The sequence below is a fragment of the Streptomyces sp. NPDC042259 genome (genome assembly GCF_055582085.1).
Genome location: NZ_JBVJDW010000009.1, coordinates 133,430 through 154,980 on the forward strand (window position 1 = coordinate 133,430; position 21,551 = coordinate 154,980).

At 73.3% G+C, this 21,551-nt stretch carries 20 protein-coding genes and 1 tRNA gene; 14 read left to right on the top strand and 7 right to left on the bottom strand.

Annotated features, from left to right (window positions below; all coding sequences use genetic code 11):
- Positions 1–105: 105 nt before the first annotated feature.
- Complete coding sequence (locus ACZ6MA_RS23490; protein ID WP_469435886.1) at positions 106–696, bottom strand: 5-formyltetrahydrofolate cyclo-ligase; 591 nt, start codon at positions 694–696, stop codon at positions 106–108.
- 93 nt (positions 697–789) lie between these two features.
- Here ACZ6MA_RS23490 and galU point away from each other — a divergent pair, with 93 nt between their 5' ends.
- From galU to ACZ6MA_RS23525, 7 genes are all read left to right on the top strand, one after another.
- Positions 790–1,692 (top strand): UTP--glucose-1-phosphate uridylyltransferase GalU, encoded by a 903-nt coding sequence (galU, locus tag ACZ6MA_RS23495; protein WP_469143293.1) that lies wholly within the window; start codon positions 790–792, stop codon positions 1,690–1,692.
- Between the two features lie 3 nt (positions 1,693–1,695).
- Entirely contained in the window at positions 1,696–3,006 is a 1,311-nt protein-coding gene (gene glp / locus ACZ6MA_RS23500) for a molybdotransferase-like divisome protein Glp (RefSeq protein ID WP_469435887.1), read from the top strand.
- 104 nt (positions 3,007–3,110) lie between these two features.
- On the top strand, positions 3,111–3,656 hold the full coding sequence (moaC, locus tag ACZ6MA_RS23505; RefSeq protein WP_469435888.1) for a cyclic pyranopterin monophosphate synthase MoaC: 546 nt from the start codon (positions 3,111–3,113) through the stop codon (positions 3,654–3,656).
- Positions 3,653–4,162, top strand: coding sequence for a MogA/MoaB family molybdenum cofactor biosynthesis protein (locus tag ACZ6MA_RS23510; protein WP_469435889.1), 510 nt, complete (start codon positions 3,653–3,655; stop codon positions 4,160–4,162). The genes moaC and ACZ6MA_RS23510 overlap by 4 nt, the downstream gene beginning before the upstream one ends.
- Positions 4,159–4,773 carry a GNAT family N-acetyltransferase gene (locus tag ACZ6MA_RS23515; protein ID WP_469436040.1) on the top strand — a complete coding sequence of 205 codons (615 nt, stop codon included), beginning with the start codon at positions 4,159–4,161 and terminating at the stop codon, positions 4,771–4,773. Before ACZ6MA_RS23510 ends, ACZ6MA_RS23515 begins: the two co-directional genes overlap by 4 nt.
- Positions 4,774–4,919: 146 nt before the next feature.
- A complete protein-coding gene (gene sepX / locus ACZ6MA_RS23520; RefSeq protein WP_469435890.1) occupies positions 4,920–5,945 on the top strand; it encodes a divisome protein SepX/GlpR in 1,026 nt (341 codons plus the stop codon).
- A gap of 101 nt (positions 5,946–6,046) precedes the next feature.
- Positions 6,047–6,120: transfer RNA gene (locus ACZ6MA_RS23525), tRNA-Ala, on the top strand.
- A gap of 110 nt (positions 6,121–6,230) precedes the next feature.
- On the opposite strand, the gene ACZ6MA_RS23530 is transcribed toward ACZ6MA_RS23525, so the two are convergent.
- The 3 genes from ACZ6MA_RS23530 to ACZ6MA_RS23540 all read right to left on the bottom strand — a co-directional run bounded on the left by ACZ6MA_RS23530 (position 6,231) and on the right by ACZ6MA_RS23540 (position 10,215).
- The gene (locus ACZ6MA_RS23530) at positions 6,231–6,836 is read right to left on the bottom strand and encodes a DJ-1/PfpI family protein (RefSeq protein WP_469435891.1); all 606 of its coding nucleotides are present in this window, start codon (positions 6,834–6,836) and stop codon (positions 6,231–6,233) included.
- Complete coding sequence (locus ACZ6MA_RS23535; protein WP_469435892.1) at positions 6,833–7,804, bottom strand: GlxA family transcriptional regulator; 972 nt, start codon at positions 7,802–7,804, stop codon at positions 6,833–6,835. Before ACZ6MA_RS23535 ends, ACZ6MA_RS23530 begins: the two co-directional genes overlap by 4 nt.
- A 161-nt stretch (positions 7,805–7,965) precedes the next feature.
- On the bottom strand, positions 7,966–10,215 hold the full coding sequence (locus ACZ6MA_RS23540; protein ID WP_469435893.1) for an alpha-N-acetylglucosaminidase: 2,250 nt from the start codon (positions 10,213–10,215) through the stop codon (positions 7,966–7,968).
- Between the two features lie 231 nt (positions 10,216–10,446).
- On the opposite strand from ACZ6MA_RS23540, the gene ACZ6MA_RS23545 reads away from it, so the two are divergent.
- The 3 genes from ACZ6MA_RS23545 (at position 10,447) to ACZ6MA_RS23555 (ending at position 12,886) form a co-directional block, all read left to right on the top strand.
- A complete protein-coding gene (locus ACZ6MA_RS23545) occupies positions 10,447–10,899 on the top strand; it encodes a hypothetical protein (protein ID WP_469435894.1) in 453 nt (150 codons plus the stop codon).
- 120 nt (positions 10,900–11,019) lie between these two features.
- Positions 11,020–12,318 carry an ATP-binding protein gene (locus ACZ6MA_RS23550; RefSeq protein WP_469435895.1) on the top strand — a complete coding sequence of 433 codons (1,299 nt, stop codon included), beginning with the start codon at positions 11,020–11,022 and terminating at the stop codon, positions 12,316–12,318.
- Positions 12,319–12,382: 64 nt separating this feature from the next.
- The gene (locus ACZ6MA_RS23555) at positions 12,383–12,886 is read left to right on the top strand and encodes a DUF1269 domain-containing protein (RefSeq protein ID WP_469435896.1); all 504 of its coding nucleotides are present in this window, start codon (positions 12,383–12,385) and stop codon (positions 12,884–12,886) included.
- A gap of 44 nt (positions 12,887–12,930) precedes the next feature.
- On the opposite strand, the gene ACZ6MA_RS23560 is transcribed toward ACZ6MA_RS23555, so the two are convergent.
- Entirely contained in the window at positions 12,931–13,425 is a 495-nt protein-coding gene (locus ACZ6MA_RS23560) for a GNAT family N-acetyltransferase (protein ID WP_469435897.1), read from the bottom strand.
- Positions 13,426–13,492: 67 nt separating this feature from the next.
- Between ACZ6MA_RS23560 and ACZ6MA_RS23565 the strand changes: the two genes are divergently transcribed.
- Positions 13,493–14,284, top strand: a complete 792-nt coding sequence (locus ACZ6MA_RS23565) for an exodeoxyribonuclease III (protein ID WP_469435898.1) — start codon at positions 13,493–13,495, stop codon at positions 14,282–14,284.
- Between the two features lie 73 nt (positions 14,285–14,357).
- On the opposite strand, the gene ACZ6MA_RS23570 is transcribed toward ACZ6MA_RS23565, so the two are convergent.
- Entirely contained in the window at positions 14,358–15,149 is a 792-nt protein-coding gene (locus ACZ6MA_RS23570; RefSeq protein ID WP_469435899.1) for a MerR family transcriptional regulator, read from the bottom strand.
- Positions 15,150–15,343: 194 nt separating this feature from the next.
- On the opposite strand from ACZ6MA_RS23570, the gene ACZ6MA_RS23575 reads away from it, so the two are divergent.
- The 3 genes from ACZ6MA_RS23575 (at position 15,344) to ACZ6MA_RS23585 (ending at position 18,040) form a co-directional block, all read left to right on the top strand.
- Positions 15,344–16,867 (top strand): flavin-containing monooxygenase, encoded by a 1,524-nt coding sequence (locus ACZ6MA_RS23575; RefSeq protein ID WP_469435900.1) that lies wholly within the window; start codon positions 15,344–15,346, stop codon positions 16,865–16,867.
- The gene (locus tag ACZ6MA_RS23580) at positions 16,864–17,757 is read left to right on the top strand and encodes an SDR family oxidoreductase (RefSeq protein ID WP_469435901.1); all 894 of its coding nucleotides are present in this window, start codon (positions 16,864–16,866) and stop codon (positions 17,755–17,757) included. The genes ACZ6MA_RS23575 and ACZ6MA_RS23580 overlap by 4 nt, the downstream gene beginning before the upstream one ends.
- Positions 17,758–17,851: 94 nt before the next feature.
- Positions 17,852–18,040, top strand: coding sequence for a hypothetical protein (locus tag ACZ6MA_RS23585; protein ID WP_469435902.1), 189 nt, complete (start codon positions 17,852–17,854; stop codon positions 18,038–18,040).
- A 90-nt stretch (positions 18,041–18,130) separates the two neighbouring features.
- Here ACZ6MA_RS23585 and ACZ6MA_RS23590 read toward each other — a convergent pair whose 3' ends face one another.
- A complete protein-coding gene (locus tag ACZ6MA_RS23590; RefSeq protein ID WP_469435903.1) occupies positions 18,131–21,427 on the bottom strand; it encodes a S41 family peptidase in 3,297 nt (1,098 codons plus the stop codon).
- Between the last annotated feature and the right edge of the window lie 124 nt (positions 21,428–21,551).

Here is a 21,551-nt window from a genome sequence, read left to right on the forward strand (position 1 = left end):
TGGCTCAGCCACATCAAGCCCCTGGGGGACCCTTCCAGCGGTAGCTGGGGAGTTTGAGGACGCGCCCGCAGGGCGCTAAGGCGGCGGAACCGGCCGGCCGAGACGCTAGTCGAAACGGCGGAGACCGCCAGGCGTGAGCACCGCGTGTACGGGGTGGTCGTGCGGTTCCTCCGGGACCCGGGCGACCACCTCGTTGTCGTAGAGCAGCACCACCCGCGCGGGCGTGGCGCCCGCCCGGTCCAGGCGGGCCAGCACCCGGTCGTACGAGCCGCCGCCGCGGCCGAGCCGCATGCCGCGGCCGTCCACGGCCAGGCCCGGCAGCAGCACGGTGTCCGCACCCGTCACGGCGTCCGGGCCGAGCCGTTCGCCGTCCGGTTCCCGCAGCCCCCGCGCCGCCCGCACGAGATGGCCGGCCCCCCGGTAGAGCCCCCAGTCCAGATCGTTGTCCGGCAGCAGCACCGGCAGCAGGACGCGCACGCCCCGGGCGCGCAGCATCTCAAGCAGCGCGCGCGTGCCCGGCTCGCGCCCCACCGAGACATAAGCCGCCACCGTCCGCGCCCGGGCCAGCTCCGGCAGCTCCAGCGCCCGGCGCCCGAGCGCCTCCTCGGCCACCCGTACGTCATCCGCGGTCAACCCCGCTCTCGCCGCCAGGAGGGCCTGTCGCAACCCGGCCTTATTACCGTCGTGCTCGATCACTGCTTTCGCGTACTCCTCGACTCGGGTCCTATCGGCGGAGCCTCTCGGTGGAGCCTCATCATCCCGACAATCCCAGCGGCTAGGGTTCCGTTTATGACTCAATCGCGTCCTCGGATCAGCAAGGCTGTCATCCCTGCCGCCGGCCTCGGGACCCGCTTTCTCCCGGCGACCAAGGCCACGCCCAAGGAGATGCTGCCGGTCGTCGACAAGCCGGCGATCCAGTACGTGGTCGAAGAAGCGGTGCACGCCGGACTGTCGGACGTCCTCATGATCACCGGGCGGAACAAGCGCCCCCTGGAGGACCACTTCGACCGGAACTACGAGCTGGAGGAGGCCCTGCGCCGCAAGGGCGACGAGTCCCGGCTCGCCCGCGTCCAGGAGTCCAGCGACCTGGCCACCATGCACTACGTCCGCCAGGGCGACCCGCGCGGTCTCGGCCACGCGGTCCTGTGCGCCGCCCCCCACGTGGGTGACGAGCCCTTCGCCGTCCTCCTCGGCGACGACCTCATCGACGCCCGCGACCCGCTGCTCTCGCGCATGGTCGACATCCAGCGCAAGCACGGCGGCAGTGTCATCGCCCTCATGGAGGTCGACCACTCCCAGATCCACCTCTACGGCTGCGCGGACGTCAAGCCCACCGACACCGAGGACGTCGTCGAGGTCACCGGGCTGATCGAGAAGCCCGACCCGGCCGACGCCCCCAGCAACTACGCCGTCATCGGCCGCTACGTCCTCGACCCCGCCGTCTTCGACGTGCTGCGCGAGACCCAGCCCGGCCGCGGTGGCGAGATCCAGCTCACCGACGCCCTGCAGTCCCTCGCCGCCGCGCCCGGTCTCGGCGGTCCCGTGCACGGAGTGGTCTTCAAGGGCCGCCGTTACGACACCGGGGACCGTGGTGATTATCTGCGTGCCATTGTCAGACTGGCGTGCGAACGTGAAGATCTGGGACCGGACTTCCGAGCCTGGCTTCGCAGGTATGTCACCGAGGAGATGTAGCCCTTGAGCAGCACCGCCGACAAGGCCGCCGCACCGGACCGCTTCTGGTCGGTGGACGAGCACCTCGACGACATCCTCGGGAAGATCCGCCCGTTGGAGCCGATCGAGCTGCAACTCCTGGACGCCCAGGGCTGTGTGCTCGTCGAGGACGTCACCGTCCCCGCCGACCTGCCGGGCTTCGACAACAGCTCGATGGACGGCTACGCGGTCCGCACGGCGGACGTCGAGGGTGCGAGCGAGGAGTTCCCGGCGGTGCTCACCGTCATCGGCGACGTCGCCGCGGGCTGCGGCGAGCTGCCCACCGTGGGCCCCGGCGAGGCCGCCCGCATCATGACCGGTGCGCCGCTGCCGCCCGGCGCCGAGGCCGTGGTGCCCGTCGAGTGGACCGACGGGGGCACCGGCGGCGGCCCCGCCGCCGGCATGGCCGCCCGCAGCGCCGCCCCGGACCAGGCCTTCGGAGAGGTCCGGATCCACCGCCCCGCCACCGCCCGCGCCCACATCCGCGCGGCCGGCAGCGACGTCACCGCGGGCGACCTCGCCCTGCGCGCCGGCACCGTCCTCGGCCCGCCCCAGATCGGCCTGCTCGCGGCGGTCGGCCGCGCCACCGTCCGGGTCCGCCCGCGCCCCCGCGTGGTGGTCATGTCGACCGGCAGCGAGCTGGTCGCCCCCGGCGAGAGCCTCGGCCCCGGCCTCATCCACGACTCCAACAGCTATGTGCTGACCGCCTGCGCCCGGGACGCCGGGGCCCTCGCCTACCGCGTCGGCGCGGTCGCCGACGACGCCGAGACGCTGCGCTCCACCCTGGAGGACCAGCTCGTACGCGCCGACGCCGTCGTCACCAGCGGCGGCGTCAGCGTCGGCGCGTACGACGTCGTCAAGGAGACCCTCTCGGAGTTGGCGGGTGACGAGGGCAGCGTCGACTTCCGCAAGCTGGCCATGCAGCCCGGCAAGCCCCAGGGCTTCGGCCGCGTCGGCCCCGACCGCACCCCGCTGCTCGCCCTGCCCGGCAACCCGGTCAGCGCCTACGTCTCCTTCGAACTCTTCGTCCGCCCCGCCATCCGCGCCCTGATGGGGCTGGAGCCGCACGACCGCGAGCGGGTCACCGCGGTGTGCGCCGAACCCATCGCCTCCTCGCCCGGGGGCCGCCGCCAGTTCCTGCGGGCGCGCTACGCGGACGGGGAGGTCACCACCGTCGGCGGCCCGGGCTCGCACCTCGTCAAGGCCCTCGCGGAGGCGAACGCGCTGATCGTCGTCCCCGAGGAGACCACCGCGGTCGAGGCGGGCGCCGAGGTGGAGGTCATACTCCTCGGCTGACCCCCGCCGGTCAGCCCCGCGTGGCCCCTGACGTGGTCCTTCCCGCCCGGCCGCCCGGCCCGCCCGGTACGGTGTCTGCCCACAAGGACCGGACCGGGAGAACGATGAGCAGCGCCCAGGACCCTTTGCCCCCCGCCATTGCGCACCGCCTCACCCATCTCGACGACGCGGGGGCGGCCCGCATGGTCGACGTCTCGGAGAAGGCCGTCACCACCCGCACCGCCCGGGCGAGCGGCCGGGTGCGTGTCTCCGCGCGCGTCGTGGAACTCCTGCGCGGCGAGGGCGTCCCCAAGGGCGACGCCCTCGCCACCGCCCGCATCGCGGGCATCATGGGGGCCAAGCGCACCCCCGACCTGATCCCGCTGTGCCACCCGCTCGCGGTGTCCGGGGTGAAGGTCGACCTGTCGGTCGCCGACGACGCGGTCGAGATCCTCGCCACCGTCAAGACCACCGACCGCACGGGCGTGGAGATGGAGGCCCTGACCGCCGTCACCGTCGCCGCCCTGACCGTCGTCGACATGATCAAGGCCGTCGACAAGGACGCCGTCATCACGGACGTCCGCGTCGAGGAGAAGACCGGCGGGAAGTCCGGCACCTACCTCCGCGCCCCGGCGGCGGGGGAGACGGCAGTGACGGGGGAGACGGCATGAGCGCCGCCGCACGGGGCCGCGCGCTCGTCGTCACCGCCTCCAACCGTGCCGCCGCCGGGGTGTACGAGGACAAGGGCGGCCCGCTCCTCGCCGAGGGCCTGGCCCGGCTGGGCTTCACCGTCGACGGCCCGCGCGTGGTGCCCGACGGCGACCCCGTCGAGGCCGCCCTGCGCGAGGCGGTGGCCGGTGCCTACGACGTCGTCCTGACCACCGGCGGCACGGGCATCTCGCCCACCGACCGCACCCCGGACGCCACCCGCCGGGTCCTCGACTACGAGATCCCCGGCATCCCCGAGGCCATCCGGGCCGAGGGCCGGGAGAACGTCCCCACGGCGGCCCTCTCCCGGGGGCTCGCCGGGGTGGCCGGGCGCACCCTGATCGTGAACCTGCCCGGTTCGACGGGCGGGGTCCGCGACGGGCTCGCCGTACTGGAACGGCTGCTGCCGCACGCCGTCGACCAGCTCCACGGCGGGGACCACCCCAGACCGGCCGGGAGCCCCAGCTGAGCGCCGGGTGGCCCGTCCAGCTGGTGGACGGCGATGTCGCGCTGCGCCCGATAAAACTGCGTGACCAGCGGGTCTGGCGGGAGGTCAACGGCCGCAACCGCGACTGGCTGCGCCCCTGGGAGGCGACCGTCCCGCCGCCACCGCCCGGCGCGCCCCCCACCCGGCGTCCCACCTACCGGCAGATGGTCCGCCATCTGCGGACGGAGGCCCAGGCGGGACGGATGCTGCCGTTCGTCATCGAGTACCGGGGGCAGCTGGCGGGGCAGCTGACCGTCGCGGGCATCACCTGGGGCTCGATGTGCTCGGCCCACATCGGCTACTGGGTGGACCAATCCGTCGCGGGCCGGGGCGTCATGCCGACCGCCGTCGCGCTGGCCGTCGACCACTGCTTCCACACGGTCGGGCTGCACCGGATCGAGGTGTGCATCCGGCCGGAGAACCTGCCCAGCCGGCGCGTCGTGGAGAAACTCGGATTCCGCGAGGAGGGGCTGCGCCCGCGGTATCTGCACATCGACGGCGCCTGGCGCGACCACCTCGTCTACGCCCTGACCGCCGAGGAGGCCGGGGAAGGGCTGCTGGCCCGCTGGCGCCGCTTCCAGGTAATTGAATAAACGTTCGAATTTGACTGTCAATTGACGGTATTCGACCCTCTTCGGGCCCAACAATCACAAAAAAAGTTCGAGATATCAGCCGGATTGCGCGACACACCGGGCCAATTGGCGGAATCCCTTGTGCGGTCCCCTCTACGGTGTGAAGTGTGAGCAGCAGCGGCCTCATCTACGCAGTCATCGTCGGGGCCTGGGCCGCCTACTTGGTGCCGATGTGGCTCCGTAGGCAGGACGAGCTCAATGAAGCCCGTCCGACGGAACGCTTCAGCACAGCCATCCGGCTGCTGTCCGGACGGGCGGGCATGGAGCGCCGTTACGCCAAGGACCTGGAAGTGCGCGCGACCGACGACGCGCCGGCCTCCGCCGACCCGGCGGAGCCGGAGTTTCGCGCGCCCGCGCCGGACGCCGCGACCGAAATGGTCGACGTCCGGTCATTCGGCGCGCCCTCGCCCGCCCCGACGCCCTCGGCGGCCGAGCGCGCCCGGCGTTCGAAGGTCCTCGCCCGGCGGCGGCGCACCACCGTGCTGCTCTTCCTCGCCTTCACCCTCGGCGCGATCGTCGCGGGCGTCGGCGGTCTGGCCTTCCTGTGGGCGCCGGCCGTGCCGGCGGCCCTGCTGAGTGCCTACATCGTCTATCTGCGGGTCCAGGAGAAGCGGCGGTTCGCCTTCACCATGGACCAGCGCCGCGCCGAACTCGCCGCGCAGCGGCTCCGCGAGGGCCGACCCCACCCTCGTCCGGCGGCGCCGGACCCCGCGACCGCCGCCGCCCCCGCTGACCCCGACGCCGCCGCGGCGTCCGCGCCGGCGGCGCAGCCCGACCCCTCGGCACACAGCGCGGGCCGCCGCGCGCTCGTCGAACAGACCGACCACGCCGAGTGGGTCGACCAGCAGCGGGACCGCGACCGCGGCACGGGCGAGGGCTGGGAGCCCGTGCCCGTACCGCTGCCGACGTATGTCACCGCGCCGGTCGCCCCGCGCGCGAGCGGCCAGGTCGACCTCGGCGCCCCGGACACGTGGAGCTCCGCGCGCTCCAGCACCGCGGAGCCGGCCGCCGACCGCAAGCCCGCCGAGGAGCGCCGCGGCGGCCGCTCCCGCCGCCGCCCCCGCGAGCGCGGCCGCACCCCGCTCTTCGACCAGTACGCCGACGACGACCGCCCGCGCGCGGCCAACGAGTGACGGCGGTCACCTCCCGCCACCTCCGCTGACCAGGGAGGGAGCCCCCGGGAAGCGGATTTCCGAGCACCCGGACGGAGGTGCTAGAGTTTCACTCGTTGCAAGGGCCTGTGGCGCAGTCCGGTAGCGCACCTCGTTCGCATCGAGGGGGTCAGGGGTTCGAATCCCCTCAGGTCCACAACATGACTGTTCTTGGGTTCACCCAAGGAGAGTTGACGAGATCCCGTCCGATCACTTGATCGGGCGGGATCTTCGCGTATGGGCGGTGTTCATGCCGCCGGACAGGCCCTAGGCGGGCAAGGGTTCGTCCGCGAGGTACGGCGGGGCCGGTTCGTACTGGATGTAGCGGCGGACCGCGCGGGCGTGTTCGGGGGTGTGGATGCGGCCGATCAGCCACAGTGCCATGTCGATCCCCGCGGAGACGCCCTGACTGGAGACCAGGTTGCCGTCCACGACATAGCGCGCGTCGCGGACCACGGTGATGTCGCCGCGGGATTGCAGGGTGTCCTCGAAGGCGTGGTGGGTGGCCACCCGTCGGCCGCGGGCCGGGCCGGCCTCGTGCAGGAGGAGGGCGCCCGTGCAGACGCTGGTGACCCAGGGGGTCCCGGCGGACGTCCTGGTGATCCAGTCGATCAGGGCGGGGTTGTGCACCTGGTCGCGGGTGCCGTTGCCGCCGGGGACCAGGAGGACGTCCAGCGGCGGGTGGTCGTCGAGGGTGTGGTCGGGAAGCACCCGCATGCCCTTGTTGCAGCGGACGGGGCCGGGGTGCTCGGCTATCAGGACCACGGTGTCGGTGTCCTCGCGCAGCATGGAGGAGGAGGTGAACACCTCCCACGGTCCGGCGAAGTCCAGCTCCTCCGCGCCCTCGAAGATCAGTAGGCCATAGGTGGTCATGTGTACTCCTTCGCCGACCGGAACCGGTCGCGGTAGTCGGACGGTGGGACGCCGAGATGGCGGTGGAACGCGCGTCGCAGCGTCTCGGCGGTGCCGAGGCCGCAGCGGCGGGCGATGGCCGTGACGGGCGCGTCGCCTTCGGCGAGTGCGCGCCGGGCGGCCTCGATGCGGACCCGCTCCACGTACTCGGCGGGTGGGACGCCGAGTTCGGCGGTGAACCTGCGCTGGAAGTGGCGGGGGCTCAGTCCGGCGCGGGCGGCCAGATCGTTGATGGTGTGCGGGCCGCCGGGGTCGGCGTGAACGGCCGCCACCACGGCCCGGATCGGGTCGGTGGACGGCTGGGCCGACCACAGGGGGACGCTGAACTGCGCCTGGCTGCCCGGTCGGCGCAGGAACAGCACCAGTTCCTGGGCGATCGCGTGGGCGACCTCCCGGCCGAGATCGTCCTCCACCAGGGCGAGCGCCAGGTCCATGCCGGCGGTCACCCCCGCGGAGGTCCACACCCGGCCGTCGCGGATGAAGATCGGGTGGGTGTCGACGGCCAGTTCCGGGTGTTCCCGGCGGAGTTGGGCCTCGCGGCTCCAGTGGCTGGTGACCCGGTGCCCGTCGACCAGCCCGGCGGCGGCGAGCAGGAACACGCCACTGCACACGGAGGCCACCCGGCGGGCCGTGGCCCCGGCGGCGGCGATCCACGCCACCAGCGCCGGGTCCGCGCGGGCCTCTTCGACCCCGCTGCCCCCGGCCACCACCAGGGTGTCGATCCCGTGCGGGGCCAGCTCGTCGATGCCGTGGTCCGCGTGGACCCGCAGACCGCTGCTCGCCCGCAGGAGCCCCCCGGCGGGCGCCACGGTCGCGCAGGAGTAACCGGGGCGGAGCCGGGCGGCCTGCTGGAACACTTCGAACGGGCCGGTGAGATCGAGGAGCTGGAACCCCTCGAAGGCGACGAAGACGATGCGTTGCTGATCCACGGGTTCAGCCTGCGGCTGCCTTGGGGTGGCGTCAACGACGGGTGTCCCACGGTTTGCGCCATGGCCTTGCCGGCTGGTCTTTGCCGCCTGCGGGCCATCTCTGCCGCCTGCGGCGGCGAGCACCCCGCGGGTGCGTCCTCAAGCGCCGGACCGGCTGGGCGTCACAGCTTGGCCGCCACCTTGCGCGCGACGCGGACGATGTCACCCGTGGGCTTCGCGGAGTAGCCGGGGTGACGGCGGGTCCAGCGGTCCTCCAGCGCGAACCAGTCGATCGCCTTCGGCTTGCGGCGGGCCGCCAGGGCCGCGTCCAGTTCGTCGAAGTACGTCTTCCAGCGCAACCGGTAGAGCCCGCCGACCAGGCCGGCCCATTCGCGGTTGGCGTAGTCGTGCAGCTTGCCGCGATTCGCGGAGGTCTGGCCGCCCCAGGTCGTCAGCAGGGACACGGCGTCGTATTCGAGACGGTCCCGCTCGGCGGCGGAGGAGCCCCAGGCGCGGGCGTCGGCGATCCAGCGGCCCAGCAGGTGGCGTTCGTCCGTGGCGACCGCCTGTTCCAGGAGGGTCATCCAGTCCAGCCATTGGCGGGTGAGATCGCGGAAGAGGGGCCGGTTGCCGGCGTCGTAGGCGGCCTTCACGCGCGGGAGCAGCAGACGGCTGCGGTTGGAGACGGTCTGCCGGGTGACGTCGAGCAGGTCGTAGCGGTACGCGGTGCTCTTGCGCAGGGCGGGGGCGACGGCGAGGAGCGCGGGCAGTGCCTTGTCGAACTCCTTGGCGTCGTAGCGCAGTTGCTTGGGCGACCAGCTGGCCGCGCGGACGGCGGCCAGGTCGGGGCGGGCGCCGAAGAGGCCGTCGGCCGGTTCGCCCCAGCCGTCGGCGCGCGTGGTGCCGTAGGCGGTGCGGCGCAGTACGTCCCAGGCGCGGACGGCCTGGGCGTCGTCGGCGCCGTAGCGGTAGTGCGGCCACTGCCGGAACCAGTCCGTCAGGGCGACCCGCCCCTCCGTCCACGGCAGGTCGCTGAAGAGGGCGAGGGCGGCGGGGTTGTTGTCGGCGGCCTCGGGCAGCAGCGCGATGCCCTTCAGGGCGCTGCCGTCCTTCGTGCGCCACCGCTCGTAGAGGTCGGCCCAGTCGCGGGTGTTGGCGCCCAGCGCGGTGTGGCCGCCGAAGTTCCAGATCGAGCCGAAGGCGTAGGGGGTGCCGGACCAGTCCGCTTCACGGTCGGTGACGTTGGGGTAGTGGTCGGAGATCCCGTCGAGGATGAGCATCCGGGACCGGTCGACGGCCTGGATGATCTCGCGCCGGGGGTTGTCCTGCCAGCCGAGGATGACCCACGTCGCGTCGGGGTGTGCGGCCCGCAGGGCCTTCTCCACGGCCCGGGCGGCGTCGCCGACGGGGACGTCACCGGGTTTGCCGCCCTCGTGCAGCAGGTCCATCTTGTACATGGACGTCGCCCCGTACAGCTCCCGCTGCACCTTGTAGAAGGTGTGGGCGACGCGGCCGAAGGCGGCGGTGCGGGGGTCGAGCCAGTCGGGGCGGGGGAAGCCGCCCCAGTCGCCCTGGGGGATGACCCGCGCACCGGGTTCGCGCTTCGCGAAGCCCGGCGGCACGGTGCCGAAGTAGCCCGGGAAGACCGGGGTCATGCCCAGCTCGCGCAGCCGCCGCACGATCTTCCGCGCGAGGGCGACGCGCCGGTCGAGGAGGCCGGTGGAGACCGGGCCGCCGAAATCCGACATGTTCTGCAGCAGCCACCACGGCTGGTGCGCGGGGCCGGGAACCCACCGGCGGACCTCGGCGTCGCTGTAACCATGTTCGATAAATGTGCGGTGGTAGACGGCGTCTGCGCCGGCGTAGACCAGGACCTCGTTGAAGCCGTGCAGCGCCAGGACGTCGAGTTCGCGTTCCCAGTACGCCCAGCCCTGGTAGGGGCCGGTGTAGCCGTCGTTGGTGTCGTTGAGGACGAACCGGTGCGTGACGTTCGAAGTCCGGACGAGAGGGGTACGCACGCCGGGGAGGCGGTCGGGGAGGTCGGTCTGCGCGCCGGTCCAGGAGAAGTGGGCGTGCGCCACATGTCTGAGGTACCAGTGGAAGCCGGTCAGCCGGACGGCCGGAGTGCTGCCTTCCACGACGATCGCGCCGTCCTGCCCCGAGACCCGGAAGGTGTCCGCGCCGTCGCGGGCCGGGACGGCGCGGAAGGTGACCTGCCGGTGGTGGCGGGGCAGCAGCCGGGCCAGCGCCGCCGCGGCCGCGTCGCCCGCGGCGGCCGGGGGCGTACGGGCGCCCGGGTCCGCCGGCCGGCCGGGCGTCGCACCCGCGGCTTCCCACGCTCGGGACGCGGCCGAGGCGGCGGGTGTGCCCGCCGCGGTGAGGGCGGCGGTTCCCGCGAGGGCGCCGAGGATCGAACGTCGGGCGATGTGCATGAGTGACCTCCACCATGGCACTGCGGCGACTGGACTGGACCACTTGAGCGCGAAGATCCTATGAGCAAACGATCGAACGGGTCCAAGGGCACGGGCGGCAATCCAGCCACGCCGGTTACATTTGGCACGAATGGCCCCACGGGATGCGACCGACCCGCGGGGCACGCTCCCCGCACCCCGGTTCAGTCAGCTCGCGTCAGCCCGCTCCGTCCCATCGGCATGAGGAAACCCGTGCGACCACTCACCGCGACCCTCGGCGCCCTGGCGCTCGCCGGCGGGCTGCTGGGCGTGTTGTGCGGGTGCTCCGACCCCGGCGGGCTGAAGGTCTCCGGCCCCGCGCAGAGCCCCTCACTCGCCCCCGGCCCGGTCTTCGTGGCCCAGGCGGGAGCGGAGCCGCCGCTGCGACGGCCCGAGTCCTTCGATCCCGGCGGGGGCGTCACCCTCACCGGGCTGCGCTGGCGGACGTGGGGCGGGGCGAGCGCCGAGGCGACCGGCGAGGTGTCGGGCCCCGGGTGCGCGCCCGCGTGCCGCGACAAGCCGCTCCAGGCCGACGTCACGTTCACCGGCCTCGTCCGGCACGACCGCGTCGGCTACTACAGCCGGGCCGCGGTCAGCGCCGGGGGGCTGCCGGGCGACCAGCGCGAGAAGCTGCGCGACCTGCGGCTCTTCGTCCCCCAAGGCTGATCCCGGAGACCCCCGGGCCGATCTCCAGACCGGTCCCGGACCGATTCCCAGACCGATCCCCCGGCCGGCCCCGGCCCCGGAACCGACTGTCCAGCCGACCCGCCGAGGAGCTGCGATCCCATGGGACTGCGTACGAAGATCGGCGTGGTGATCACCGCCACCGCTGCCCTGGTCGCCGTCATCATGGGGCTCGTCGTGCACCACCGCACCGCCGTGAACCAGCTGGAGACCGCACGCGAGGCCCTCGACGCCCGGCTCGGCACGGCCGTCGAGGACCACATCGCCGGCGTCGACCGGCACCGTGCCCCCGACCGGCGCCGCGCGCTCGTCAATCCCGCGCGCCTGCCCGGCCCGCTGCGCGAGGCCGCCGAACGCGGCAAGCGCGCCACCTATCTGGACCGCAGCGGCGGCCGCCCCGTCCTGTGGGCGGCGAGCCGTGCCGGTGACGACATCATCGCCCTCAGACACCCCTACGAGCGCCAGACCCGCAACCTGCGGGACCTCGACGAGGTCCTCTGGCTGGCGGGCGGCCTCGGCACCGCCTTCGCGGGCGTCGTCGGCGTGACGCTGGCGGCCGTGGCCGGGCGCCGCCTCAACGCCTCCGCCCGCATCGCCGAGCGGATAGCCCACGGTGACCACAGCGCCCGGCTCCGCCCGCGCGGCGGCAAGGACGAGATCGCCCGGCTGACCATCGCCGTCAACACCATGGCCGACGCCCTCTCCGCCCGCCTCCAGGCCGAACGCGAGGTGACCGCCAACATCGCCCACGAGCTGCGCACCCCCGTCGCGGGCCTGGTCGCCGCCGCCGGGCTGCTGCCGCCGGGCCGGCCGGCGGAGATGGTGCGGGAACGGGCCCAGCGGGTGCGCGGCCTGATGGAGGACGTCCTGGAGGTGGCCCGCCTGGACGGCCTCGCCGAGCGCGCCGAGACGGACGTACGGGCGCTGGGCGAGCTGACGCGGCGGGCGGTCGGCTCGGTCGTCACGGACGGCCGGGAGGCGGCGGAGGTGCGCGTCGTGCGGGACTGCGCGGTCGACACCGACGCCCGGCGCGTCGAGCGCGTCCTGACCAACCTCGTCAGCAACGCCTTCCGGCACGGCGGCGCGCCGGTCGTCGTGGAGGTCGACGGGGGTGTCGTCCGGGTGCGGGACCAGGGACCGGGCTTCCCGCCGGACCTCCTGGCGCGCGGCCCGCAGCGGTTCCGCACGGGCTCGGGCTCGGGGCTCGGCCTGGGGCTGACGATCGCGGCCGGTCAAGCACGGGTGCTGGGGGCGCGCCTGACGTTCGCGAACCCGCGGGGCGGGGGAGCGGAAGCCACGCTGGATTTGCGGGCGTCGGTGACCGGACGGAGCACCGGACGGAGCACCGGGCCGAGTGGCGGGCGGAGTGCCGGGCCGAGTCCCGGGCAAGGGGACAGCTGAGGTGCGCCGCCGGGCGGCAGCCCCAAGAGTGGAAGCGTGCGGAAGATCGGATGAGGGGAGCGACATGATGGACGAGAACGTCCTGTTCATGAACGTCGACGGGCCCGACGCGGGCCACCGGGCGCTCGACGCGCTGCGCAAGGCGCACGCCGACGACGACATCAGGCTGCACGAGGGGGCGGTGATCAGCCGGGACGCGAACGGCGTCCTCGACTTCCCCGACGCCGTCGACAACACCGGCACCGCGCGTGCCTTCGCCGTGGGCGGCCTGATCGGCGGACTCCTCGGCATCCTCGGCGGCCCGCTCGGCATCATGATCGGGTTCGGTGCGGGCGGCCTGATCGGGGGCGCGCACGACGCCCGCGAGGCCACCGCCGGCAACGCCGCGCTGGAGATGCTCGCCGCCGAGGTGCCGCCCGGCAGCACGGTCCTGGTCGCCGAGCTGGACGAGAACGGCCCGGACGTGGTGGACGACCTCCTCGCACCGTACGGCGACGTCTCGACGCGCTACCCGGCGGACCGGGTGCGCGAGGAGGTCGAGCGGGCGATCGCGGAGGGGCGCTCGTAGCCGGCCCTACGGCTGCCGGCGGCCGGGGCGGGGGAAGGGTGCCGTCAGCCGCCGTGCGCAAGCGCGAGCGGCTTGGCGAAGCAGCGGCTGCCGTCGTGCTCGCGGTACAGCCCGAACTTCGACGCCTCCGGGGCGTAGCCGCTCGACAGGTACAGGGCTATGGCCTCGGGCTGCTGGTCACCGGTCTCCAGGACCATGCGCCTGCGCCCCGCCCGCCTGGCGCTGTCCTCCAGCGCCGCCAGGATCCGCCGCGCCAGCCCCCGCCCGCGTGCCTCGGGGATCACGTACATCCGCTTCAGCTCGGCGTCGCCGTCCGCGTACCCCTCCCCGTCGCGTTCCCGCGCGCGCCAGCCGCCGGTGGCGACGGGCGTGCCGTCGGCGTCGTAGGCGATGAGATACAGGCCACGTGGCGGGGTGAACTGCGAGGGGTCCAACGGCGTGAGATCACCGTCGCCGTAGCGCGCGACGTACTCCAATTGCACCTGGTCATTGAGCTTTACGGCATCGGGATGGTCGTACGCGGCGGTCACGATCTGCATCCGGAAATCGTAAGGGCGTACGGGTCGCGTGCGGCAAGGGTGTCTCAGAGGTCGGTATCGTGCCGGAATGCTCACCGTGACCACCGTGAACGTCAATGGCCTCCGCGCCGCCGCCAAGAAGGGCTTCGTCGACTGGCTGGCGCGGACCGACGCCGACGTCGTCTGCCTCCAGGAAGTGCGCGCCGAGCCGCACCAGCTCCCCGACGAGGTGCGCGAGCCCGCCGGCTGGTACACCCTGCACGCCCCGGCGGCGGCCAAGGGCCGCGCGGGCGTCTCCCTCTACTCCCGGCGCGAGCCGGAGGCCGTCCGCGTCGGTTTCGGCTCGGCGGAGTTCGACGGCAGCGGCCGCTACGCGGAGATCGACCTGCCCGGCGTCACGGTCGCCAGCCTCTACCTTCCCTCGGGCGAGGTCGGCACGGAACGGCAGGACGAGAAGGAACGCTTCATGGCGGAGTTCCTGCCGTACCTGGTGGGCCTGAAGGCCCGCGCGGCGGCGGACGGGCGCGAGGTGCTGGTCTGCGGTGACTGGAACATCGCCCACACCGAGGCGGACCTGAAGAACTGGAAGGCCAACCGCAAGAACGCGGGCTTCCTGCCCGAGGAGCGGGAGTGGCTGACGAAGGTCTTCGAGGAGTACACGGACGTGGTCCGCGCCCTGCACCCGGGGGTCGAGGGCCCGTACTCCTGGTGGTCCTACCGGGGCCGCGCTTTCGACAACGACTCCGGCTGGCGCATCGACTACCTCGCCGCGACGCCGGGCCTGGCGGAGCGGGCCCTCAAGGCGGTCGTGGAGCGGGCGGCGACGCACGACCTGCGGTGGAGCGACCACGCCCCGGTGACGGCGGTCTTCGACAAGTAACGCACGGCAGGGGCCCCGCCCGCGTGCCTCGGGGCGGCGGCACTCCGCACAGGGGCCGTACGGGCTCCGGGGCTCAGTCCGCCGTCGGAGGGGGTGGGGACGGCCAGGAGTCCAGTTCCGCTCGGACGCGGCGGTCCATCGCCATGGAGATCTCCGCGTCGACCACCGTCTTCACGATCGGTCGCAGCTGGTCCAGGGCCTCCGTCACGCGGGCGATCTCGGTGGGCGGGACGGGGGCGCCCGAGGCCGCGTGGGTGAGGACGTCCGCCAGGACGTGGCGGCGGACCAGGGTCGTGAACGTCTCGGCCAGAGCGTCCGCGTGGCCGCGCACCTCCCGGCCCGCCGCGATGACCGCCGACAGCGGAACGCCGTTGCGGACCAGGTCCTTTGTCGCGTCCAGCAGACGGCGGCTGGTGTGGACGAGATCGTCGCCGTCGGCCGTCAGATAGCCGAGGGCCAGCGCGGCCGACAGGTCTTCCTCGGTGACCTGGCCCGGGAAGTGGTCGGCCAGGGCCTCGGGGGTCAGGCGGACCGGGGATTCATGGGACCAGGGGGCGGTCAGCGCGCCGCTGAGGCCCAGGAGTTCACCGACGTCGCGCCCGCATTCGAAGGCGCTGAGGAGTTCGGCGATGCCGCCGAGGGTGTGGCCCCGGTCCAGGAGGGCCGCGATGGTGCGCAGCCGGGTGAGGTGGTGGCCGTTGTACCAGGCGATGCGGCCTTCCCGGCGCGGCGGCGGGACGAGCTTGCGCTCGCGGTAGAAGCGGAGCGTGCGGACGGTGATGCCGGCCTCCTCGGCCAGCTCCGCCACGCGGTACTCGCGCTCCTCGTCGGGGGTGCCCGTGTCACCGCTCTCGTCATTGGCCACCCTCGCAGCGTATTGCCTGTCCGGCAGGCCTTCGGCTGAGGCCCGCTGCCGCCTGCCGCAAGCGCCGGGCGGGATTGGTGTGACCGGGGGTAACTTCCTTTCCTTTTACCTCTATCGCTTCGCCGAGCACCTGTCCTACGCTCCCACCATGCCAGTGATTGCTGGCACGGTCGAGTCGGTCCGGAGGCGGCGGCATGGTCGGCGGCAAGGTCGAGGGCGCAATCGAGCACGTACGGGTGGCGGTTCTCGGGGCGGGGATCGGGGGGCTGGGAGCCGCCGTGCGGCTGCGGCGCGAGGGCGTCACCGATTTCGTGGTCCTGGAGCGGGCCGACGCGGTCGGCGGGACGTGGCGGGACAACACCTATCCGGGCTGCGCGTGTGACGTGCCCTCCCACCTGTACTCCTTCTCCTTCGCCCCCAACCCCGACTGGCCGCGCGCCTTTTCGGGCCAGCCGCACATCCGCGCCTATCTGGAGCGGGTCACCGACGTCTTCGGCCTCCGGCCCCATCTGCGGTTCGGCGCCGAGGTGCGGTCCCTGCGCTGGGACGCCGACGAGCTGCGGTGGGAGATCGACACCGCCGCCGGCCCCCTGACCGCCGACGTCGTCGTCTCCGCGACCGGCCCGCTGTCCGACCCCAAGCTCCCGGACGTGCCCGGACTCGGCACCTTCCCCGGCAAGGTCTTCCATTCCTCCCGCTGGGACCACGGCTACGACCTGCGCGGCAAACGCGTCGCGGTGATCGGTACCGGCGCCTCAGCCGCCCAGATCGTCCCGGCCGTCCAGCCCGGCGTGGCGCGGCTCACGCTCTTCCAGCGCACGGCCCCCTGGGTCCTGCCGCGCTTCGACCGCCGGATCACTGCCGCCGAGCGCTGGCTGCACCAGCATGTCCCCGCCACTCGGGCGGTCCGGCGCGGACTGCTGTGGAGCGTGCGGGAGTTGCAGGTCAGAGCCTTCACCAAGCGGCCGACGCAACTCGCTCTCGCGGAGAGCGTCGCCAAGGCCCATCTGCGCAGGGCCGTCAAGGATCCGGAGCTGCGGGCCAAGCTCACCCCCGGCTACCGGCTCGGCTGCAAGCGCGTGGTGCTCTCCAACGACTACTACCCGGCCCTCGCCCGGCCCAATGTGGACGTCGTGGCGTCGGGGCTCGCCGAGGTGCGCGGCTCCACGCTCGTCGCCGCCGACGGCACGGAGACCGAGGCCGACGCCATCGTCTTCGGCACCGGCTTCCACGTCACCGACCTGCCGATCGCCGAGCGGGTGACCGGCACCGACGGCATCACGCTCGCCGAGTCCTGGAAGGACGGCATGAAGTCGCTGCGCGGCGCCAGTGCCGCCGGCTTCCCCAACTTCCTCACCGTCATCGGGCCCAACACCGGCCTGGGGAACAACTCGCTGATCCTCATCGTGGAGGCACAGTTGAACTACCTGGCCGACTTCCTCCGCCAGCTCGACACCCTCGGCGGCAGGGCCGCGCTCGACGCCCGCCCCTCGGCCGTCAACGCCTGGGACCGGACGATCCAAACGCGCATGGCACACACGGTCTGGAGCACCGGCGGCTGCGACAGCTGGTACCTGGACGCGCACGGCCGCAACACCACCCTGTGGCCCGGCACCACCGCCGAGTTCCGCAGGGCCACCCGCCGGGTGGACCTCGCCGAGTACCGGATCCTGCGGGTGCCACGCCCCGCCCGGGTCACGACCGGGGCCGGCCGGTGAGCCGCCGCGCGGGCCTTCTCGAAGGGCGGGTCGCCGTCGTCACCGGCGCGGCCCGGGGCGTCGGCGAACTGCTCGCCCGCAAGCTCTCCGCGCGCGGCGCGAAGCTGGCCCTCGTGGGCCTGGAACCGGACGAGCTGAGCCGCGTCGCCGCATCGCTGTACGGGGAAGCCGCCCACTGGCACGCCGACGTCACCGACCACGAGGCGATGACCCGCGTCGCCCAGGAGGTCAAGGCCCGCTTCGGCAAGGTGGACATCGTCGTCGCCAACGCGGGTGTCGCCGGCGGCGGCCCCTTCGTCGCCTCCGACCCCGACGAGTGGCGCCGGGTCGTCGAGGTCAATCTGATCGGCAGCGCCGTCACCGGCCGCGCCTTCCTGCCCGCCCTGGCCGAGAGCCGGGGCTATCTGCTGCAGATCGCCTCGCTCGCCGCCATCGCCCCGGCGCCCATGATGAGCGCCTACTGCGCCTCGAAGTCGGGCGTCGAGGCGTACGCGCACTGTTTGCGCACCGAGGTCGGCCACAAGGGTGTACGGGTCGGGGTCGGCTATCTGAGCTGGACCGACACCGACATGGTGCGCGGGGCCGACCAGGACGAGGTGATGCGCGAGCTGCGGCGGCGGCTGCCCTGGCCCGCGAACCGCACCTACCCGCTGGGCCCGGCCGTCGACCGGCTTGTGGCGGGCATCGAGCGGCGCTCGGCGCATGTGTACGCGCAGGGGTGGCTGCGCGGCATGCGGGCCGTACGCGGTGGCCTGCCCGGGCTCCTCGCGGTCGGCGGGCAGCGCGAGATGCGGCGCTTCGAGCCCCGGCTGACCGGGATGCGGGGCGGGCTGGTGGGGGCCGGGGGAGCCGCCGACGAGAAAGCCCGCGCGAGCGATAGCGCAGAGTAATCGTACGATATGCGCGCTGTGAGGCTGCGTGCCACGCTGATTCGGGGCCGCCCGAACGGTCCCGCACACTCACCCTCACTAGGAGTGAACCAGCATGGGCATCAAGGACGAGATGCAGGAGAAGGCCCAGAAGGCCAAGCAGAAGATGCAGGACAAGAAGGACGAGACGTCTCAGCGCGGCCAGAGCGAGCAGGACCGCCTGCGCCAGCGCGCCGACGAGACACGTCAGCAGGGCCAGCGGTCCTTCGACGACGTCCAGGACGATTTGGACGACCGCCGGTAAGAGGCAAGAGCCGGTAAGGGGCGCATCCCACGGGGGTGCGCCCCTTACTCGTGCCCTCGGCGAAGGCGATCAGACGGGCTGTTCAGGTGATCAGCGCGGCGGCAGCTTCGGCCGTCGCAGGTCCGGCACCGCCGAGTAGTCCGGCGGCTTCGCACAGCCGTGGCGCTCCAGCAGGTCCAGGGCCAACCGCACCGCGTCGTCCAACTGCTTGTGCCGGCCCTCCGCCCAGTCGAGCGGCGTGCGGTCCACCTCGATGTCGGGGTCGACGCCGTGGTTCTCCACGCCCCAGCCGTACGCGTCGAACCACGCCGCGTTCATCGGCACGGTGATCGCGGTGCCGTCACCGAGCCGGTGCCGGCCGGTCATTCCGACCACCCCGCCCCAGGTGCGCAGGCCGACCACCGGGCCGATGCCCTGGAGCTTGAACGCGGCGGTGATCATGTCGCCGTCGGAGGACGTCATCTCGTCGGCGATCGCCACCACCGGGCCGCGTGGGGCGTTGCTCGCGTAACTCACCGGCTGGGCGTCGCGCGTCAGGTCCCAGCCGACGATCGTGCGGGTCAGCTTCTCCACCACCAGTTCGCTGATGTTGCCGCCCGCGTTGCCCCGGACGTCCACGATCAGCGCCTGGCGTGACATCTCCATCCGCAGGTCCCGGTTGAACTGCGCCCAGCCGGAGCCGCCCATGTCGGGGATGTGCAGATAGCCGCACTTGCCGTCGCTCAGCTCCCGGACGACCGCGCGGCGCTTGGTCACCCAGTCCTGGTAGCGCAGCGGCCGCTCGTCGACCAGCGGCACGACGGCCACCCGGCGGGCGGGCGGGGGCGTGGCGTCGTCGGCCCCCTCCTCCGGTGGGGCGGGGCGGAACGTCAGCTCCACCGTGGTGCCGCCCGCCGCCGCGAGCAGCGGATACGGGCCGGTGACCGGGTCCACCGGGCGCCCGTCGACGTGGGTGAGCGCCGCGCCCTCGCGGATGCCCGAACCCGCCAGCGGCGAACGGGCCTTGGAGTCGGAGGACTCCCCGGGCAGGATGCGCCGCACGGTCCAGGCGCCGTCCTTGCGGCGCGTGAGGTTGGCCCCCAGGAGGCCGATCGCGCGCTGGTAATGCGGGGGGCCCTCGTTGCGGCGGGCCGCCGCGACGTAGGCGTGCGAGGTGCCCAGCTCGCCGAGGACCTCCCGCAGCAGGTCGGCGAACTCGTCGGGCGAGGCGACCCGTTCGACCAGCGGCCGGTACTGGTCCAGCACCCCGTCCCAGTCGATCCCGCACATGTCCGGCGCCCAGAAGTAGGCGCGGACGATCCGGCCCGCCTCCTCGAACGCCTGCCGCCACTCCGCCGCCGGGTCGACGTCGTGCAGGACGCGCCGCATGTCGATGTAGACGGTCGAGTCCGGGTCGCCGACGTCGGTGGCGGGAACGGCCCGCAGCTCGCCCTCGTCGTTGACGACCAGCCGGGTGCCGTCGCCGCTGACCGCGAACCAGTCGACGGAACTGGTGAGTTCGGTGCGCTTGGCCTTGCCCAGGTCGAAGTGTTCCAGCGTCGGACGGCCCGAGGTGTCGGCCGGGTTGGCGAAGGTCTCGCCGAGCGCCCCGGAGATCGGCCAGCGCAGCCACACCAGGCCGCCGCCGCTGACCGGGTACAGCGCCGAGTACTTGGAGGCGGCCACCGGGAACTGCGTCACCCGGCTCGCCAGCCCCTCCACCTCCACGATCACCGAGCCGTCGCCGCCGGTGTCGTCGTCCGCGTCGAGACCGCCGGCCGCCGGCCTGCCCTCCGCGGACAGCGCGAACGGCGAGGGCGTCGCCGACGACAGCGGCACCAGATAGGGGCGGCAGCCCAGCGGGAACGACAGGTCACCGGTGTGTACGTCGTAGACCGGGTCGAAGCCGCGCCAGGAGAGGAAGGCGAGATAGCGGCCGTCGCGGGTGAACACCGGCTGTTCGTCCTCGAACCGGCCGTTGGTGACGTCCACGGTCAGCCGGTCCGACAGCCGGGCGATCTTGATCTGCCGCAGGGAACGGCCGATGCCGGGATGCGACCAGGTCAGCCATGCCGAGTCGGGGGAGAAGGCCAGGTCGCGCACGGGCCCGTTGCCGGACCGGATCAGCTCGGACACCTCGCCGTCCCCCTCGGGCGAGGTGTCCACGAGCAGCAGCCGCCCGTCGTGCGCGGCGACCGCCAGCAGCGTGCCGTCCGGCGAGGCGAGCGTCTCCTGCACCCGCCCGATCCGGCCCGCCGCCAGCCGGCGCGGCTCGGCGGGCCCGGTGGCACGCGGCAGTTGCGCGATCTCGACGGCGTCCTCGCCCTCGGCGTCCGTCACATAGGCGACCTGCCCGGTCGAGCCCAGCATCTCCGGCAGCCGGACCCGCACCCCCGGGGTGTCGGCGATCGTGCGGGCCGGGCCGTCGCGGTGGGTGAGCCAGTACAGGCTGCCGCGTACGTTGACCGCGCTCGCCCGGCCCGTGGTGTCCACGGCCAGCGCCCCCACGTGGGACGCGGCCTGCACCTGGTACGTCCGCCGCCCGGCCCGTGGCCCGCCGAGCCGGACCCGGAGCCTGCGGGGGGTGGCCGCCGGGCCCAGGTCGTCCACCAGCCACAGATCCCCCGCGCACTGATAGACGACCCGCGCGCCGTCGGTGGCGGCGTGCCGGGCGTAGAAGTCCGCGTGGTCGGTGTGCCGGCGCACATCGGAGCCGTCGGGCAGGCACGAGTACAGATTGCCGACGCCCTCGTGGTCGGAGAGGAACGCGATCCGGCCGCCGACGAACATCGCCGAGTCCAGATGGCCGCCCAGATCCGGCACCAGGCGCCGCCCGTGCAGCCACAGCCGGCCCGTCGCCCCGCCCCGGTAGCGCTTCCACGACGCCGGCTCGTGCGGTGGCTTGCCCGTGAGCAGCAGGGTGCGGTGCTCCCCGTCGACCTCGCCCACCGCGATGTCGGACAGCGGGCCCCACGGCAGCCGCAGGCCGGGGCTGCCGTCGGTGGGCAGCCGGTAGGCCCAGGAGAAGTAGGAGAAGGGCTGGCCGTGCGAGGAGACGGCGAGGATGTCATGGCCACCGTCGCGGTCGGAGGGCGCCCAGCCGCAGACGCGGGTGTCACCGCTGCCCCAGTAGGTGAGCCGGCGGGCCGGGCCGCCGGCCACCGGCGCGAGGTGGATCTCGGGGTCGAGGCTGCGCCAGCTCGTGAACGCGATGTCCCGGCCGTCGGGCGAGAAGCGCGGATGCCCCACCCGCGTCCGGTCCACGGTCAGCCGCCAGGCCCGGCCGGTGTCGCCGGGGTCACCGCCCGCTCCCTCGGGATCGAGCGGAGCCACCCAGAGGTCGTCCTCGGCGACGAAGCAGAGCAGATCGCCATGCAGATGGGGGAACCGCAGATACGCATCGCTCACCCGACCATCGTTTCGGGCCCCGCACCCCGCGGCAACTCGGTCCGTGACGCAGAACACCCATCGAAACGACCCCGTTTCGCTCACTCGCGCCGTACGCTTCTTGTGTACGAAACCGTTTCGTTCA